The organism is Streptomyces atriruber, from assembly GCF_001418325.1.
GTDB classification, from domain to species: Bacteria; Actinomycetota; Actinomycetes; order Streptomycetales; family Streptomycetaceae; genus Streptomyces; species Streptomyces atriruber.
The window spans coordinates 1-16,818 of record NZ_LIPN01000214.1 but is presented as its reverse complement, the minus strand read 5'-3'; the positions used below and the strand labels follow the sequence as shown (position 1 = coordinate 16,818).

The following is a 16,818-nucleotide window of genomic DNA, read 5'->3' as shown; positions in this document are numbered from 1 at the left end:
CATCACCCGCGGCCACCGCAGGTTCGCCGTCCCCCTCGTGCACGAACCGCACACCGGCGCCGCCCCGCTGCTGACCGCCACGGCGACCCTGCGCGGGATGCGGGACGGCGTGTGGCGGCTGACCGTCGAGACGCGGGGCGCCGACGGCCGCGTACGGCGGTACGGTCTCGCGCCCGCCGACGGCGGCACCCCGCCCGCGACCCCGACCGCACCGCACGCCCCCGACCCGCTGACCGGCACCCTCGTCCGGGTCGTCCGGGCCCGCAGCGGGCGGGCCGTGCTCCAGGCGACGCGGTCGCGGCCGCGCGCGGAACTGGTGCGGTTCGTGCCGTCGGGGGACGGCATCACGGTGCACGGCAGGCTCGTCGCGGGGGGCCTGCGCGGCGGGGCCGAGGCCGTGCGGCGGCGGGACGGGGTGGTCGTGCCCGCCGAAGTGGACTGGCAGGGCGAGGCGTTCACGCTGCGGGTGCCGCTCGGCGCGATGGCCGGGGCGGGGGCCGGGCAGTGGGTGTGGGACTTCCGGGTCGGCCCGCTCGCCGTCGGACGGTGGCTGACCGATGTGCGGGACCCCTCCGCCGCCTACCCCACCCCCTTCCGCGTCCACGCACTGCCGGGCGGCGCGCTCGTCCGGGCGCACGCCCACTTCACCAGCTCCGGCGCGTTCGCGGTGACGTGCTGGGACATCACCGAAGCCGCCCGGGACTCCGCGGAGGAGAGCTCATGAAGATCACGTACCTGCTCGGCTGGGGCGACGAGATGGGCGGCACCGAGCTCGCCACGTACACCCAGGCGCGGCACCTCGCCGAGCGTCCCGGCATCGAGGTCGAGGTCGTCTCCGTCTTCCGGACCCGCGCGGAGCCGTTCTTCGCCGAGGCGCGCGGGCTGCCCGTGCGCCACCTCGTGGACCGCACCGTCACGCCCGAACGCCCGGTGCGGGACTCGGAGCTGGACGACGCGGCCTGCCGGACGCTGGCCGCGCTGCCCAGCGAGCTGATCAGGCCCGCCTGGGAGGACGCCTTCGACCGGCTCTCGGACGTCGAGATGACCGCCGCGCTCGGCTCCCTCGACACCGACGTGCTGGTCACCACGACGCCCGCGCTCCTCGCCGCCGCCGTGGCGCTGGCGCCCGCGCGGGTCGTCACCGTCCACCAGGAGCACCGCCCCACCCAGCGGCGCGGCCCGTCCGGCGAACCGCTGCTGCTGCACGCGCCGCGCCTGGACGCGCTCGTCGCGCTCACCGGCCGCACCCGGGACTGGATCGCGGAGTCCCTCGGCGCCACCGCCCCCGAGCTCGCCGTCATCCCGAACGCCGTGCCCGACGGCTTCCGGCCGCGCGCGGACGGCGAGAGCAAGGTCATCGTGATGGCGGCCAGGCTGACCGGCGAGAAGCGCGTGGACCACGCCATCAGGGCCTTCGCGCAGGTCGCGGAGGCGCACCCGGAGTGGACGCTGCGGATCTTCGGCAGCGGCCACCGCGAACGGCAGTTGCGCAGGCTCGTCGACGGGTTCGGGCTGCACGACCGGGTGGAGCTCCTCGGCCCCTGCCAGGACATGGCCGCCGAGTGGGCCAAGGCCGGGCTCAGCCTCATGACCGCCGGGCACAACGAGGCGTTCCCGCTGGTGCTCCTCGAAGCACTCGCCGCCGGGGTGCCGGTCGTCGCGTACGACGTGCTGACCGGGCCCGCCGAGATCGTCCGGCACCGCGTCGACGGGCTGCTCGTACCGCCCGGCGAGGTCGACGAACTCGCTTTCGCGATGGGCGAGCTGATGGGCGACGACGCGACGCGGCGCGGCTATGCGGCGGCCGCGCGCGAAGGGGTCCACGCCCGTTTCTCCTCGGCGGACGTGACCGCCCGCTGGGAGGAGCTGTACACGCGGCTCGTCGCGGGGCGGGACCGGCCCGAGCGGCTGCGCGGGCGCGCGGACCGGGTGGCGCTCGGCGTCGCGTCCGGCGGCAGCGGCTTCCGGCCGACCGCCCCGCACACCTTCGACGCGGCGGCCGCCGCCGACGAGCACGCCCGCGAGGACGAGATCCTCGCGGCGGACCGGTCGGGCCGCGTCATCCGCTCGGTGGGCCGCCTCGCCGAGCGGCGCGACGACGTCCTCGCCCCGCGGATGACCGAGTGGAACCTGCAACTCGTCGCGGACGCCCTGGAGTCGCAGGACGTCCCTTACGTCGTCGTGCGCACCTCGCACGGCACCTCCCACACCGTGGCCGTGGCCGACGACGACCGCGGCCGCGCGCTGAAGGCGCTCGCCGGGGCGCTGCGCGGGCAGCCGGTCTACGCCGAGCTCGTCAACCCGCGCGACGCGGCGCCCGGCACGGTCCTCGCGGAACGCCTCGACGGCATCGGCGAGCTGTCGGGCCTGAAGGTCTTCAAGCCGGTCACCACGACCACGCTGTCCCTGCGGCACGGCGCGGGCCTCGCCTGCACGGTGGGGTTCTGGCCGCGGACGCCCGGGGGCGGCTTCCGGGCGCCGTTCGGGGCGACGCTCGCGGGCGCCGAGCTGCCCTCGCTGACCGCCACGGCGACCCTGGACGTCGCCGGGCGCGCGTATCCGACCCTCGACGTGTTCACCGAACTCCTCGTCAAGGACGTCGACTTCCCCATCGACGCCGTCTACACCTGGGTCGACGACTCGGACCCCGAGTGGCGCGCCCGCCGCGACGAGACGCTCGGCCGCGGCGACACGTCGGCGGACGGCGGCGCCGTGCGGTTCCGCAACCGCGACGAGCTCCGCTTCAGCCTGCGCTCCCTCGCGATGTACGCGCCGTGGATCCGGCACGTGTACCTCGTCACGGCGGGCCAGACCCCGTCCTGGCTCGACCGGGACCACCCGGGCGTGACGGTCGTCGACCACCGCGATCTGTTCGCCGACCCCGAGGAGTGCCTGCCGACCTTCAACTCGCACGCCATCGAGTCCCAGCTGCACCGCATCGAAGGCCTGTCGGAGCACTTCCTCTACTTCAACGACGACATGTTCCTGGGCCGCCCCACCACCCCGGACACCTTCTTCCTCAGCAACGGCCTCGCCCGCTTCTTCTGGTCGTCCGCGTCCGTGCCCGCGCTGCCGGTCGCCCCCGACGACGAGGGCTATCTGGCGGCCGCGAAGAACAACCGCGAGCTGCTGCGGGGCGCGTTCGGCAGGACGACGACGCACTCCTTCTTCCACGTGCCGTACGCGCTGCGCCGCAGCATCCTGCAGGAGATCACCGAGCGCTTCCCCGAGCGGACGGCGGCCACGGCCCGCAGCCGCGTCCGCTCCCGCGGCGATCTCGCGCTGGTCTCCTCGCTGCACCAGCACTACGCGTACCTGACCGGGCGTGCGGTGCCCGCCGGTATCTCGTACGACTTCGTGGACATCGGCGACCGCGCCGACCACGCACGGCTGGGGCGGCTGCTGCAGAACCGGGACAGGACCGCGTTCTGCATCGGGGAGTCGCCCGACGGCGGTGTCGCGGACGAGGAGATGGCGCTCGCCATCCGGTCGTTCCTGACCGCGTACTTCCCGGTGCGCTCGCCCTACGAGGTGCGGGACGGCGCCTGACCGCCGGACAGGAAGAGCCGCCGGACGACGCGTTCGGCGGCCCCGCCGTCGTCGTAGGGGCAGAAGCGCTGCCGGAACGCCGACCTGAGCGCCGTGGTCTCCGGCGTGTCCCAGCCGCCGTCCTTGAACAGTCCGGCGAGCTCGTCCTCGGTGGTGGCCACGGCGCCCGGGGTCTCGCCGGGGCGCCCGGAGAGCAGGTCGAAGTAGGTGCCGCGGGCGAGGCGGTAGGCCTGCCAGTCGGGGGCGTACGTCACGATCGGGCGGTCGAGGCAGGCGTAGTCGAACATCAGTGACGAGTAGTCCGTGACGAGGGCGTCGGCCGCCAGGCAGAGCTCCTCCACGCGCGCGTGCCCGGTGACGTCGACGAGCTGCGGGTGGCTCTCCAGGCCCGCGTCGCCGCCGTAGAAGTAGTGGGCGCGCACGAGGACGACGTACGAGGGGCCGAGCTCGTCGGCGAAGCGCCGCAGGTCCAGGCGGGGCAGGAAGCCCTTCTGGTAGTCGCGGTGGGTGGGTGCGTACAGCAGCACGGTCCGCCCGTCGGCCACGCCCAACTGGGCCCGGACGCGCGCCACTTCCTCCTCGCCCGCGGTGAAGTACACGTCGTTGCGCGGATAGCCCGCCTCCAGGGCCTGGTAGGCCACAGAGGGGTAGACCCGCTCCCAGATCTCGGTGGAGTGCGGGTTGGCGGAGAGGCTGAAGTCCCACTGGTCGGTGTGGTCGAGGACCTTCTGGAAGCTGATGCCGTGCGTGCCTGCGGGGTAGCGGCGCTGGTCCAGGCCCATCGTCTTGAGCGGGGTGCCGTGGTGGGTCTGCAGATAGACCTGGCCGGGGCGCTTGGTGAAGCCGCCGGGGAAGCTGGAATTGTTGACGAGGTAGGTGGCCGTGGCCATCGCCTGCCAGTAGCGCCGGGAGCCCTCGATGACGTGGTCGACGCCCGGCGGCACCCGGTGCTTGTTGCGGCTGGAGACGACCCACACGCCCTTGATGTGCGGGGCGAGTTCGCGGGCCTTGGCGTGGATGGCGGCCGGATTGCAGGAGACGCCGCGGTTCCAGTAGGCGCCGTAGACGGCGAGGTGCGGGTCGAGGGGGCGGCGCAGGTCGGCGCGGTAGGCGGCGCGCATGGCGCGGGCCCGCAGCTTCTTCTTCTGCCGCTTCAGCTGCCGGGTGAGGCGCAGCCGCCGCGCCTCCGCCTTGCGCAGTCCTTCGTAGGCGGCGAACGAGGCGGTGGCCAGGGCCTTTCCCTCGGGGGTGGCGGGTGTGGTGCCCCCCGGCGCGTACTGCTGGTGGAGCCGGGCGGCCTCGCGGAAGAAGTCGCGCCGGTCGCCCTCCCTGATGCGTCCGGGGTCGTCGAGGACGGCGAGCAGGTGTGCGGCGGCGTGCGGCAGGAGCCGGGCGCGCTCCTCGGGCCCGGCGGCGGCGAGCAGCTGCTCGTACCGTCCGACGACGGCGAAGTGCGCCCTGCCCGGCGTCTTGGAGAAGCTGCCCGCGCGCCGCTCGCGCCAGCGCACGCAGGGCCGGTCGAGGACGGCGGTCCGCTCGCCCGCGCGCAGGGTCGCGGTGCGGACGGGCACCACGTCCTCGTACGCGCCCGCGGAGAACGCGAGCCGCTGCTCCCGCCAGAAGCCGCGCCGGAAGAGGCGGTTCCAGGCGGCGGGGGCGGCGGCGAGGGGGTCGCCGGTGAGGTCGTCGCCGCCGGGGCGGACGTTCTCCCACCAGTCGACGCGGTCGTGCGCGCAGAGCAGGACGTCCGGGTCGCCGGCCGCGGTGAGGGCGGCGTCGACGGCCTCCAGGGCGCCGGGCAGGAGCAGGTCGTCGCCGTCGAGGAAGAGGAGGTGGTCGCCGGTGGCGCGGTCGGCGCCGATGTTGCGGGCGGGCCCCGGACCGGCCTGGGCGGGGAGTCGGACGAGTTGCGCGCGCGGGTCGCGCTCCGCATACTCCGCGGCGATCGCGGCGCAGGCGTCGGGTGACGCGTCGTCGACGACGATCAGTTCGAGGTCGCCGAAGGACTGGGTGAGCACCGAGTCCAGGCATGCGCGCAGGTAACCCTGGACGCGGTGGACGGGGACGACAACCGAGAAGCGCGTCATGGACACCGACCGTAGCCAGCCGGACACCGCCTGTCGAAGACCGAACGTCACTCGTTGGGGTGGTCGGGGGCAAGGTAATTGACCGTCGGGAGCGGAGAACGGGCAAAGGGGATGAATATGCCGTTATCCCCACGAAAGGCCGGTTCGCGTGCAGCCCCGTCTCAGCGTCGTCGTACCCATCTACAACGTCGAGGAGTTTCTGGAGGAGTGCCTGGAGTCGATCGCCGGGCAGACCATGGACGGCCCGGGCCTGCAGGGCGGCCCCGAGGCGCGCGGCGGCCTGGAGTGCATCCTCGTCGACGACGGCTCGACGGACGCCAGCCCCCGCATCGCCCGCGAGTTCGCCGCCAAGGACCCGCGCTTCGTCTACGTCCGCCAGCGCAACGCCGGACTGAGCGCCGCCCGCAACACCGGCGTGCGCAAGGCGTCCCCCACCGCGGAGTTCCTGACCTTCGTCGACAGCGACGACGTCGTGCCCCACGACGCGTACGGACGGATGATCGCGAGCCTGGACGCCACCGGATCCGACTTCGCGAGCGGCAACGTCTGGCGGCTCAACGAACGCGGCCGCTCCCAGGCCTGGCAGTACAAGTGGCTCACCGAGCCGCGCACCCGCACCCACATCGGGCGCGACCTCGACCTGCTCTCCGACCGCGTGGCCTGGAACAAGGTGTTCCGCCGCGCCTTCTGGGACCGGCACCGCTTCACCTTCCCCGAGGGCAAGCTCTACGAGGACACCCCCGTGATGATCCCGGCGCACTTCCTCGCCGGATCCGTGGACGTGCTCAGCGACCACGTCTACTACTGGCGGGTCCGCGAGGGCTCGATCACCCGGCGGCGCACCGACGTCAAGGGCGTGCGCGACCGGATCGCGGCCTGCGCCCACGTCAGCGGCTTCCTCGCCGAGCACGCGCCGGACATGAAGAAGACGTACGACGCGTCCTGCCTGCGCGACGACTTCGTGTACTTCCTGGAGGGGCTCCCGATGGGCGGCCCCGAGTACCGCACGGCGTTCCTCACGGACACGGCCGCGTTCCTGCGCCGCGCCGACCCGGCCGTGCTCGCGGAGCTCCCCGTCGACCTGCGCGTCAAGTGGCAGCTCGTCCGCGAGGCACGCACCGCGGAGCTGATCGAACTCCTCGCCTTCGAACGGGCCAACGGCTCGGCGTTCCACGTGCGCGGAAAGGTGCGCCGCCGCGCCGCCTACCCCGGGGTGGGCGCCGTCCCCGAGAAGGTCGCGCGCATCGGCCGGGGCGAACTGCCCGCGGTGGCCCGGGTGAGCGAGGCGCGGTGGGACGCCGACGGAAAGCTGCGGATCAGCGGATACGCGTACGTGCGCAACCTGGAGGCGACCCGCCCCGGGCACTCCGTGAAGGCCGGGCTGCTCAAGTCGGTCCACAGCAAGGGCAAGTTCCGCCGCGTGCCGACGCGGACGGTCGCCGCGCCGCAGGCCACCGAGAAGTCCCGGCAGCGGCTGCACTGCTACGACCTGTCCGGCTTCGAGATGACGGTCGACCCCGAGCAGCTGAAGACCGGCGGCCGCTGGCGGCCCGGCAACTGGCTGTTCGGCATGGTCGTCGCGGGCCACGGCACGGTCCGCAGGACGGCGGTGCGGGCCGTGGAGGGAGCGTCCGCGCAGTCCGTGGTGCGCGAGCTCGGCGACGGGCTCCGGCTCGTCCTCGGCTTCAGCAAGGGCCGCCTCGTGCTGCGGATCCAGGAGTACGCGGCGCGCGTGGACGCCCACCGGCGCGACGGGGACGACGTGGTGCTGTCCGGCGCCCTGCCGGGACGCCTGCGGCCCACCGCCCTGCGCCTCACCCACGCCGCCACCAGAACCGACTTCGACTATCCCGCCCGGATCACCGGCGACCGCTTCGAGGTACGCGTCCGGCTCGCCGACCTGGAGGGCGTGGCGCCCACCCCGCACCGCGCGCCCAAGGAGGTCGAGCCGCCGCACGGCGACCGCTGGCAGGCCAACCTCGTACTGCCCGGCGGCACGCTGAAGTCCCTGGCCGCCACCCTCGACCTGCCCCCGGGGCGGTACGCGTCGCGCGCGGGCCGCGAGCTGTGCGCCACCGCCAACGACCAGGGGCGTCTTGTCGTCGAGCTGACCCGGCAGCCGGTCGCCGACCGCGTGACGTGGGGCGCGGACGGCACGTTGACCGTGGCGGGCTCGGTGACCGCGGCCAGCTGGCACGAGCCCGAGCTGGTGCTGCGGCACAGCGGCCGCGACGAGGAGCTGACCGTGCCCACGGAGCGGGACGGGGACCGCTTCCGCGCGGTGGTCGCGCCGGGCGGCGGGGCGCTGCGGGAGGGACGGTGGTACGCGTTCCTGCGGGACGCCGCCGGTGCGGGCGGCTCCGGAAGTCCCGGCAGACCTGGCGACCCCGGCGGTCCCGGACCGGAGGCGGTGTCCGGGCGGGCCGAGGACGGGGTGCCCGTGCGGCTGCTCGCCGCCGCGTCCGCCACGCTGCCCCTGCACCACACCGTCCAGGGGCGGGAGTTCACCGTCGACCGGCGGTTCGGCGACCGGCTGCTCATCGAGGCCGGGTCCGTGCTCTCCCGGTCCGAGCGCGGCGCGTACCGACGGCACCGGCTGCGCACGGTCCACTATCCGAGCCGCCGCCAACTGCCGCTGACCGAAGCCGTCCTGTACTTCGACGGGGAGTCGCCGCGCGCCGTCCACGAGGAGTTGGTGCGGCGCGGCACCGACGTCGAGCACCTGTGGGTCACCCACGACCAGCAGACCGAGGTCCCGGCCGGTGCGAAGGGCGTCGAGGAGCACAGCGCCGACTGGTACGACGCGCTGGCCCGCTGCCGCCGCATCGTCACGGCGGGCCACCTCCCCGACTTCTTCGAGCGCCGCGAGGGCCAGACCGTCGTCCAGACCTGGCACGGCGCCCCGCTCAAGCGCATCGGCACGGACCTGACCGACACCCTCTACGCCGACCACGGCCACCTCGACGCCCTGCCGAAGCTGTCCCGCCAGTGGGACGTCCTCATCTCGCCGAACCGCTTCTCCACCCCGCACCTGGGGCGCGCCCTCGCCTACGACGGCGAGGTCCTGGAGGCCGGTTCGCCGCGCAACGACGTGCTCTTCACCGAGGACCGCGACAAGGTCGCCGAGCGGGTCCGCGACGAGCTCGGCATCGCGCGGGACAAGCGCGTCGTGCTGTACGCGCCGACCTACCGGGACCATCTCGCGTACTCCCCGGGACGGTTCCGCTACGAGCCGGCGCTCGACTTCCGCGCCGCCGAGTCCGTGCTCGGCGACGACCACGTCCTGCTCGTGCGCAAGCACCCGCTGACGTCCGGGCGGCTGCCGGGCGCCCGCGCCCCGTTCGTGCGCGACGTGTCGGCGCATCCGCGGGCGGCCGAACTCCTGCTGCTCGCCGACGTCCTGGTGACGGACTACTCCTCGCTGATGTTCGACTTCGCGCACACCGGCCGCCCGATGCTGTTCCACGCGTACGACCTGGAGCACTACCGCGACACCGTGCGCGGCTTCTACCTCGACTTCGAGACGCGCGCCCCCGGCCCGCTGCTCGCCTCCACCGGCGAGGTCGTCGAGGCGCTGCGCGACCTGGACGCGATCACGTCCCGGCACGCGGAGGCGTACGCGGCGTTCCGCGAGGCCTACTGCGACCTGGACGACGGACGGGCCGCGGCCCGCGTGGCGGAGAGGCTGATGCGGTGAGCGGCGCGCTGCTCACGCGCCGGGCGGCACACGGCGCGACGGCTCTGGGCGGCGGCCGGCGCCGTCGCCCTTCGCCGTACCTCGTCTTCGGCGGGCTGTTCTGGCTGGTGATGTCGCTCGCGTTCTGGCGGGTCCCGATGTGCTGCGACTTCGGGCAGCACGCGGCCGTGATCGAGCGGCTGAAGGAGAACCTGCTCCACCCCGGGCACCCGATGGCGGACCTGCCGGGCGACGGCAGCGCGTACTACTCGCCGTACGCCGTCGCGCAGGGCATGTTCGCGAAGGCCACGGGTCTCGCGGGCTGGCAGGTCGTGAAGCTCGCGGGGCCGCTGAACCTGCTCGTCCTGCTCACCGGCATCGGGCGCTTCGTCCGCGTCCTGACGCCCCGCCCGTGGGCGCCGGTCCTCGCGCTCTTCGCGATGGTGCTGCTGTGGGGCACCCGGATGGCGTGGTGGAGCGGCTATCTGGGCCTGATGTCGATGACGGGGAACCTCGGCTACCCGTCGACGTTCGCGATCGGCCTGACGTTCTGGGCCTGGGCGTGGGCGGGCACGCTGGCCCGTGGTGTGCGGCGCGATCCGTGGCCGTACGCGGGACTCGGCGCCCTGTGCGGAGCGATCCTGCTCGTCCACCCCATCTCGTCGGTCGGGGCGGTGATCGGGGTCGTCGCGTTCGCCGCGTCGGGCTGCGCGGTGCGGCACGGGGCGTGGCGCCGGGCGTGGCCCTGGGCGGTGACCGCGCTGACCGCGGCGGTCGTTGCCTCGCTCTGGCCGTACTACAGCGTCTTCTCCCTGGTCGGGGACGAGTCGGTCGACTGGATCCACCGCCAGCTCTACACCGAGATGCCCCAGCGCTTCTGGCTGGCCCTGCTCGGTCTGCCCGCCCTGTGGCTGCGCTTCCGCAGGGACCGCCGGGATCCCTTGGTCCTGATGTTCGCCCTGGACTGCGCGGTCGTCGCGTACGGCGGGATCAGCGGCCACTACACCTACGGCCGCATCCTCGGCCTGACGCTGGTGCCCCTCCAGTTCGCGCTGGCCGTCGAGCTCGCGGCGCCCCGCGCCTGGGGGTGGCGGCGCGGCGCGCTCGCCGGGGCCGCGGCCCTCGGGGCGTGCGTCGGGTTCTTCCAGATCCAGGCGGGCGCCGTCGTGCCGCGCGCCCTGGACCCCATCGGCTTCGACCAGCCGCCGCGCTGGCCGGGCTACGGATGGGCGGTGGGCCACATGCACCGCGGCGACGTCGTCCTGACCAACGGCTACCACCCCACCCGCTCCGTGCCCGGCTACGGCGCCAACCTCGTCGCCCCCGCCTGGCCGGACGCCTCGCTCGACGAGGACGTGCGCAACCGGCGCCTGGCGGCCGTGCGCTCCTATCTCTCCCCCGAGTCCACGCGCGCCGAGCGCGCGGCGATCGTCCGCCGCTACGAGGTGCGGTGGCTACTGCTCTCCTCCGACCAGCGCGTACCGCCCGAGGCCGTCGTGGTGGGCTGGAGCCCGCGGACGGGCGAGGTGCTCGCGCGGGTGGGCGGCGGTCGGCACCGGGCCTGAGTTCCCGAGCCGGGAGACGCGAAAGCCCCCTTAGTCGGATAATTACCGTCAGCATCTAAAATTTCCCTTGTGGAACGCACCCCGCCTCAACCGTCCGACCAGAACCACACCGATCAGGTCTCCGTCGTCGTGATCGGATACAACGACGCCGCCCACGTCGCGGACGCCGTGCGCTCCGCGCTGGCGCAGGGCCCCGCCGTCCACGAGGTGATCGCCGTCGACGACTGCTCGACGGACGACAGCGCGGAGGTCCTGGCCGCGCTCGCGGCACACGACCCGCGCGTGCGCGTCGTCCGCCGCGCGGCCAACAGCGGCGGCTGCGGCACGCCCCGCAACGACGGGATCGACGCCGCCGCCGCACCGTACGTGATGTTCCTCGACAGCGACGACGTGCTGCCGCCCGGCGCGGCCGACGCACTGCTCGGCGCCGCCCGCAGGCACGGCGCGCAGGTCGCCGCCGGGCTCTGTGTGCGCCGCGAGCTGCCCTCGGGCCGCGAGATCCCCTGGCAGCCGGAGATCTACCGGAAGGCGCAGCTCGTCGCCCGCCCCGAGCTCCGCCCCCGCCTCGTCCACGACACGCTCTGCGTCAACAAGCTCTACCGCACGGCCTTCCTGCGCGAGCACGGCATCCGCTTCCCCGAAGGCCGCTTCGTCTACGAGGACTTCGTCTTCACCGCGCGCATGCTGGCCGCCGCGCCGCGCATCGCCCTCGTCCCCGACACGGTCTACGTCTGGCACGTGCGCCGCACCGCCGCCAAGCTGTCGATCTCCCTGGACCGCGCCGGGATCACCAACTGGCAGGCCCGCACGGAGGCGCACCGCCAGTCCGTCGACATCCTGCGGGACGCGCTCGGCACCGGCGGCAAGCGGCTCGCGCGGGCGGCCCGCGCCAAGTTCGTCGACCACAGCCTGCGCATGTACACCCGTGAACTCGCCGCGCGCGGCACGGAGTACCAGCGCGAGTGGTGGACCCTCACGCGCGCCTACCTGGCGACGTTCGACACCGCCGACCTCGACGCGGCGCCCGCGCCCGGCCGGGTCATCGCCCGGGTGATCCTCGCCTCCGACGAGCCGCGCGACCTGACCCGCCTGAAGCAGGTCGCGGCGCGCCCGGCCCGGCTCGTGCCGCCGTATCCGACGGCGGCCGACGCCACGCCGGTCTGGGCGCCGGACCTCCCCCGGGTCACCCTGGAGCACCTGCTCGTGCGGCCCGTGCGGCTGCTGCCCATCGCGGTCGACGGCGAGCTGCGCCCGGCCGCCGGCGGTTCGCGGCTCACGCTGCGGCTGCACGAGCTGTACGGCCGGGTGGCGGCCGCGGGCCCCGCCACGGTCGACGTCGAGCTGGTGGACCGGCAGAGCGGGCGGACCGGGCTGCGCAGGACGGCGGCGTTCGGTCCCGAGCGGCCCGGCGAGACCTGGGCCGCCACGGTCCTGCTCGACCTCGGATCGCTGGACAACGCCGTGTGGGACATCCGGCTGCGGCTCCTCTTCGAGGACGGCACGGCGCGCGACACGACCGCGCGCGCCGTCGCCGGACCGGGGCTGCTGCGCCGCACGGTGGTGCCGAGCGGGCGGCGCGGCGTGCTGCTCGTCCAGCCGTACGCCACCCAGGCGGGGAACCTCTCGGTGCGGCTCGCCCCCGGCGTGCGGGGCGTCGCCGGGGTCGCGAAGCGGCGCCTGACCAGGCTGCTGCGCTCCGTGCGGGGTGCCACGGGCCGCTGACACGGACCGGACAGGGGCTCTGCGACACTGCACCTCACGCATCACACTCGCGACAAGACAGGACAAGACGACCATGACCTGGCTGATCACCGGCGGCGCCGGATACATCGGGGCGCACGTCGTCCGCGCCATGACGGAGGCGGGCGAGCGGGCCGTGGTCTACGACGACCTGTCCACCGGCATCGCCGCGCGCGTCCCCGACGGGGTGCCGCTGGTGGTCGGCTCGGTCCTCGACGGCGACCGGCTCACCCGCACCTTCCGGGAGCACGCGGTCACCGGCATCGTGCACCTGGCGGGGAAGAAGCAGGTCGGCGAGTCCGTGCAGCGGCCGCTGCACTACTACCACGAGAACGTGGAGGGCCTGCGGGTCCTGCTCGACGCCGTGGCCGCCTCGGACGACGTGGCCCACTTCGTCTTCTCCTCGTCCGCCTCCGTGTACGGCATGCCCGACGTCGACCTCGTCACCGAGGAGACGCCGTGCGTGCCGATGAGCCCGTACGGCGAGACGAAGCTGGCCGGTGAGTGGCTGGTCCGCGCCGTGGGCCGCGCGCACGGCCTGACGACGGCCTCCCTGCGCTACTTCAACGTGGCGGGCACGGCCTCCGCCGACCTCGTCGACACCGGAGTCTTCAATCTCGTCCCGATGGTCTTCGAGAAGCTCACCGCGGGCGAGGCCCCGCGGATCTTCGGCGCGGACTATCCGACCCCCGACGGCACCTGCGTACGCGACTACATCCACGTCGTCGACATCGCCGAGGCCCACGTCGCGGCGGCCCGCAGGCTCGCCTCCGCCGCGCCCGGCACGGACCTCACCCTCAACATCGGCCGCGGCGAGGGCGTTTCGGTCCGCGAGATGACGGACCTCATCAACGAGGTCACCGGCCACACCATCCCCGCCGAGGTCACGGCCCGCCGCCCCGGCGACCCGGCCCGCGTGGTGGCGGCCGCGGACCGCATCGCCACGGAGCTCGGCTGGTCCGCGAAGCGCGACGTGCGGGACATGGTCGCGTCGGCGTGGGCGGGCTGGGTCCGGCTGCACCCGGAGGCGGCGCGCGACTGACCGCTCCCCCAAGGGGGGGCAGCAGGCTCCACCCTCCGGTCGGGTGCGTGCTCTCTCGCCCCGCCGACCCGGCGTTTCCAGCGTTCTCAGTGGCAGCAGCGACCACTGGGAGGGCGTACGGATGTTCAGGCGACGGGGTTCCGGAGCAGGAGCCGCGGGGCGGGATCACGATCGGCCGCCGCCCCGAACCGTCCCTGCTCCGCCTCGCCGGAGCGGACCGCCGGCAACTCCGCCGCATGCTCGGCCTGGAGGCGACAGCCACGGCTTTGACGGGCCTGACGGTCGGCACGGCCGTCGCCGCACTCCCCCTCCTGGCCTTCACCCTGTCGACGGCCCACTCCCCCCCCGGCCCAGGCGGCGCTGATCGCCGCGACGGCCGCGGGCACGCTGCCATCTGCGCGGCGGGCGTTGCGGGGGCGGTATCCGGGGCGGAGTGCCCACTGACCGGGCCCCGGCCCCGCGAAGTCCCGGCCCCGCGGAGTCCTAGCCCTGTGGAGCCCTAGCCCCGGTTCAAGTAGGCCAGCACCGCCAGCACCCTCCGGTGGCCGCTGTCGCTCGGCGGGAGGCCCAGCTTCGCGAAGACGTTGCCGATGTGTTTGCTCACCGCCCGGTCGGAGACCACGAGTTGCGACGCGATCGTCGCGTTGTCCCGGCCCTCCGCCATCAGCTGCAGCACCTCGCGCTCGCGCGGTGTCAGCGAGTCCAGCGGGTCGTCGCGGCGCCGGGTCAGGAGCTCCGTCACGACCTCCGGGTCCAGCGCCGTCCCGCCGCCCGCCACCCGCTCCAGCGCGTCCAGGAACTCGTCGACCCGCCCGATCCGGTCCTTGAGCAGATAGCCGACGCCGCTCGCGCCCCCGCCCAGCAGCTCGGCCGCGTACGTCTCCTCGACGTACTGGGAGAGGACGAGCACCGGCAGGCCGGGGATCTCAGCCCGCGCCGCGAGCGCCGCCCGCAGGCCCTCGTCCCGGAACCCCGGCGGCATCCGCACGTCCAACACCGCCACATCGGGCCGGTGTTCGAGGAGCGCGGGCAGCACCTCGGGGCCGTCGGCGGCGACGGCGACCACCTCGTGCCCCGCGGAGGTGAGCAGCAGCACCACTCCTTCCCGCAGCAAGGCGTTGTCCTCGGCGATCACCACGCGCACGGCAGCTCCACTTCGATCACGGTCGGCCCCCCGACGGGGCTCGACACTTCCACGGTCCCGTCGAGCGCGGCGACCCGGCGCCGCATGCCGAGCAGCCCGCTGCCGCCCGACTCGTCCACCCCGCCCCGACCCTCGTCACGGACCACGACCCGCAACATCGCGCCCCTGCGCCACAGTTCCACGGAGGCCCGCTCCGACCCGCTGTGCTTGGCCGCGTTGGTGAGCGCCTCGGCGACGACGAAGTACGCGGCGGCCTCCACGGCGGCCGGGGCCCGCGTCCCCGCCTCGACGCCGTCGTCGTGCACCGCCACGTCGAGCCCGCTCCCGGCGGCCAGGGCCCGCACCGCGCCCACGAGCCCGCGGTCGGTGAGGATCGGCGGATGGATGCCGCGGACGACGTGGCGCAGTTCGGTGAGCGCCTCCTCGGCCTGGTCCTGCGCGTCGGCGAGCAGCTTCTTCGCGGCCTCCGGGTCCTTGTCGTACGCGCGGCGCGCGAGCCCCACCCGCATCGACAGGGAGACCAGGCGGGCCTGCGTCCCGTCGTGCAGATCCCGCTCGATGCGCCGCAGTTCGGCGCCGTGCGCGGCGACGGCGCCGGCGCGGGTGACGGTGAGCTCCTCGACGCGCTCGGCGAGGTCGGCGCTGCGCTGCGCCTCCGGCGAGGGGAGCAGCAGCAGGCGCGACCAGTGCGCGTCGAGGTCGGCGAGCCGGACGACGAGCGGAAGGAGCACGGCCCGGCGGCCGACGATCCCGCACCACACGCCGTCGACGAGCAGTCCGAGGACGGCCAGGGGCAGCGCGACGTACAGCAGGACCAGGCCGTAGACGAAGTGGACGCCGAGCCAGCGCAGGTCGCGCCAGGTGCCGGGGTCGGTGAGGGCGGCGCTCACGCGTGCGCGGACGCCACCGGTGAGGGGGAGGTAGGCCTCGGGGATCGGCCGGCCCGTCCAGCGGCCGACGAGGCGCCGCTTGAACCCGGCGGTCCTGCGCAGCAGTTGCACCGATTCGGGCAGCACCGCCGCGCCGACCACCAGGACGGTGACGAACGCGGTGAACAGGATGAGCGCCAGGAACAGATACGAGACGAGTGCGAGCCCGGCTCCCCTGACCAGCTGGGCCATGGCGGCCCCCGCCCGCCGCAATGTCTCCTTCATGCAGGTCAGGCTAGGCCGTGGCAGAAGGGCCCGGCAGGGAGCGGCCCCCTGGGCGATGGTGTAGCGCGCTACACCATCGGTTCGGGAGAGCGCTCCATCGCCGCGGCGTCCCACGGCCTGGGACGATTGACCTCAGGCCGCCGCACGAGGCGTCGGCCGCCCCGCCCGGAAGGCATCACCCCATGAAGGCCCTGCTCTGGCTCGTGCTCGCCGCCGCCCTCGTCGTCAACGTCTCGACCAGCTTCGCCTTCGACGGTGCGCAGCAGGCGCTGATCAGCGTCGGCACGGGCGTCACGGCCCTCGGGGCGGGCGTGGCCCTGTTCCTGACACGCCGCCGGGAGGCGTAGCCCTCCCCAGCGGCCCGCGGGAATCCGCGGCACGCAAGAGGCTCAGAGCGCCCGCAGCCCCGCCGCCGTCGCCGCCGCGAGCTTCCCCAGATAGCCCTTGGGCAGCTCGGCCCGCACCACCACGGCACGCCAGTAGAGCGGCCCCGACACCAGGTCGAGGGCCAGCTCCTCGTCCACCTCGGCCCGTAGCTCGCCCCGCTCCACCGCCGCCCGCACGATGCCGCTCGCGACGCCGTGCTGCCCTTCGCGCAGCGCCTTCTGCAGCGCCTCCGCGATCTCCGGATTGCGCGCGGCCTCGGCCTGCAGGTCGGGGATGACCTGCGAGGCGACGGGGTGCCTGAGGGCGCGCGAGGTGACCTCGTACAGCAGCCGCAGGTCCCCCTCCAGCGAGCCGGTGTCCGGCGCCGGAAGCCCCTGGACCGCTATCGCCGACACCAGGTCGAGCACGAGGTGCAGCTTGGAGCGCCAGCGGCGGTAGACGGCCGTCTTGCCGACCCCGGCGCGGCGCGCGATG

At 74.3% G+C, this 16,818-nt stretch carries 11 protein-coding genes; 7 read left to right on the top strand and 4 right to left on the bottom strand.

All coding sequences use genetic code 11. The annotated features are described in order from the left end of the window. On the top strand, positions 1–724 hold a 724-nt coding region (locus AOK03_RS22300), incomplete at its 5' end, for a hypothetical protein (protein ID WP_055567091.1). After that, positions 721–3,549: a stealth conserved region 3 domain-containing protein gene (locus AOK03_RS22295; protein WP_055567090.1), complete on the top strand. Its 2,829-nt coding sequence runs from the start codon at positions 721–723 to the stop codon at positions 3,547–3,549. The genes AOK03_RS22300 and AOK03_RS22295, both read left to right, overlap by 4 nt. Here AOK03_RS22295 and AOK03_RS22290 read toward each other — a convergent pair. Further along, positions 3,525–5,636, bottom strand: coding sequence for a bifunctional glycosyltransferase/CDP-glycerol:glycerophosphate glycerophosphotransferase (locus AOK03_RS22290; RefSeq protein WP_055567092.1), 2,112 nt, complete (start codon positions 5,634–5,636; stop codon positions 3,525–3,527). The two genes, AOK03_RS22295 and AOK03_RS22290, sit on opposite strands and share 25 nt — an antisense overlap. Positions 5,637–5,784: 148 nt before the next feature. On the opposite strand from AOK03_RS22290, the gene AOK03_RS22285 reads away from it, so the two are divergent. The 4 genes from AOK03_RS22285 (at position 5,785) to galE (ending at position 13,659) form a co-directional block, all read left to right on the top strand. Next, positions 5,785–9,333, top strand: a complete 3,549-nt coding sequence (locus tag AOK03_RS22285; protein WP_055567089.1) for a bifunctional glycosyltransferase/CDP-glycerol:glycerophosphate glycerophosphotransferase — start codon at positions 5,785–5,787, stop codon at positions 9,331–9,333. After that, complete coding sequence (locus AOK03_RS22280) at positions 9,330–10,877, top strand: hypothetical protein (RefSeq protein WP_055567088.1); 1,548 nt, start codon at positions 9,330–9,332, stop codon at positions 10,875–10,877. Before AOK03_RS22285 ends, AOK03_RS22280 begins: the two co-directional genes overlap by 4 nt. Positions 10,878–10,946: 69 nt before the next feature. After that, positions 10,947–12,599 (top strand): glycosyltransferase family A protein, encoded by a 1,653-nt coding sequence (locus AOK03_RS22275; protein ID WP_055567087.1) that lies wholly within the window; start codon positions 10,947–10,949, stop codon positions 12,597–12,599. A 73-nt stretch (positions 12,600–12,672) separates the two neighbouring features. After that, positions 12,673–13,659, top strand: a complete 987-nt coding sequence (galE, locus tag AOK03_RS22270; RefSeq protein WP_055567086.1) for a UDP-glucose 4-epimerase GalE — start codon at positions 12,673–12,675, stop codon at positions 13,657–13,659. 499 nt (positions 13,660–14,158) lie between these two features. Here galE and AOK03_RS22265 read toward each other — a convergent pair whose 3' ends face one another. Both AOK03_RS22265 and AOK03_RS22260 read right to left on the bottom strand, forming a co-directional pair. Next, a complete protein-coding gene (locus tag AOK03_RS22265; RefSeq protein ID WP_055567085.1) occupies positions 14,159–14,803 on the bottom strand; it encodes a response regulator transcription factor in 645 nt (214 codons plus the stop codon). Next, the gene (locus tag AOK03_RS22260) at positions 14,791–15,957 is read right to left on the bottom strand and encodes a sensor histidine kinase (RefSeq protein ID WP_055567084.1); all 1,167 of its coding nucleotides are present in this window, start codon (positions 15,955–15,957) and stop codon (positions 14,791–14,793) included. The genes AOK03_RS22265 and AOK03_RS22260 overlap by 13 nt, the downstream gene beginning before the upstream one ends. A gap of 182 nt (positions 15,958–16,139) precedes the next feature. Here AOK03_RS22260 and AOK03_RS43170 point away from each other — a divergent pair, with 182 nt between their 5' ends. Beyond that, a complete protein-coding gene (locus tag AOK03_RS43170; RefSeq protein WP_167355635.1) occupies positions 16,140–16,304 on the top strand; it encodes a hypothetical protein in 165 nt (54 codons plus the stop codon). Between the two features lie 42 nt (positions 16,305–16,346). On the opposite strand, the gene AOK03_RS22255 is transcribed toward AOK03_RS43170, so the two are convergent. Continuing rightward, the coding region (locus tag AOK03_RS22255) for a TetR/AcrR family transcriptional regulator (RefSeq protein ID WP_055567083.1) at positions 16,347–16,818 on the bottom strand (472 nt) is incomplete at its 5' end.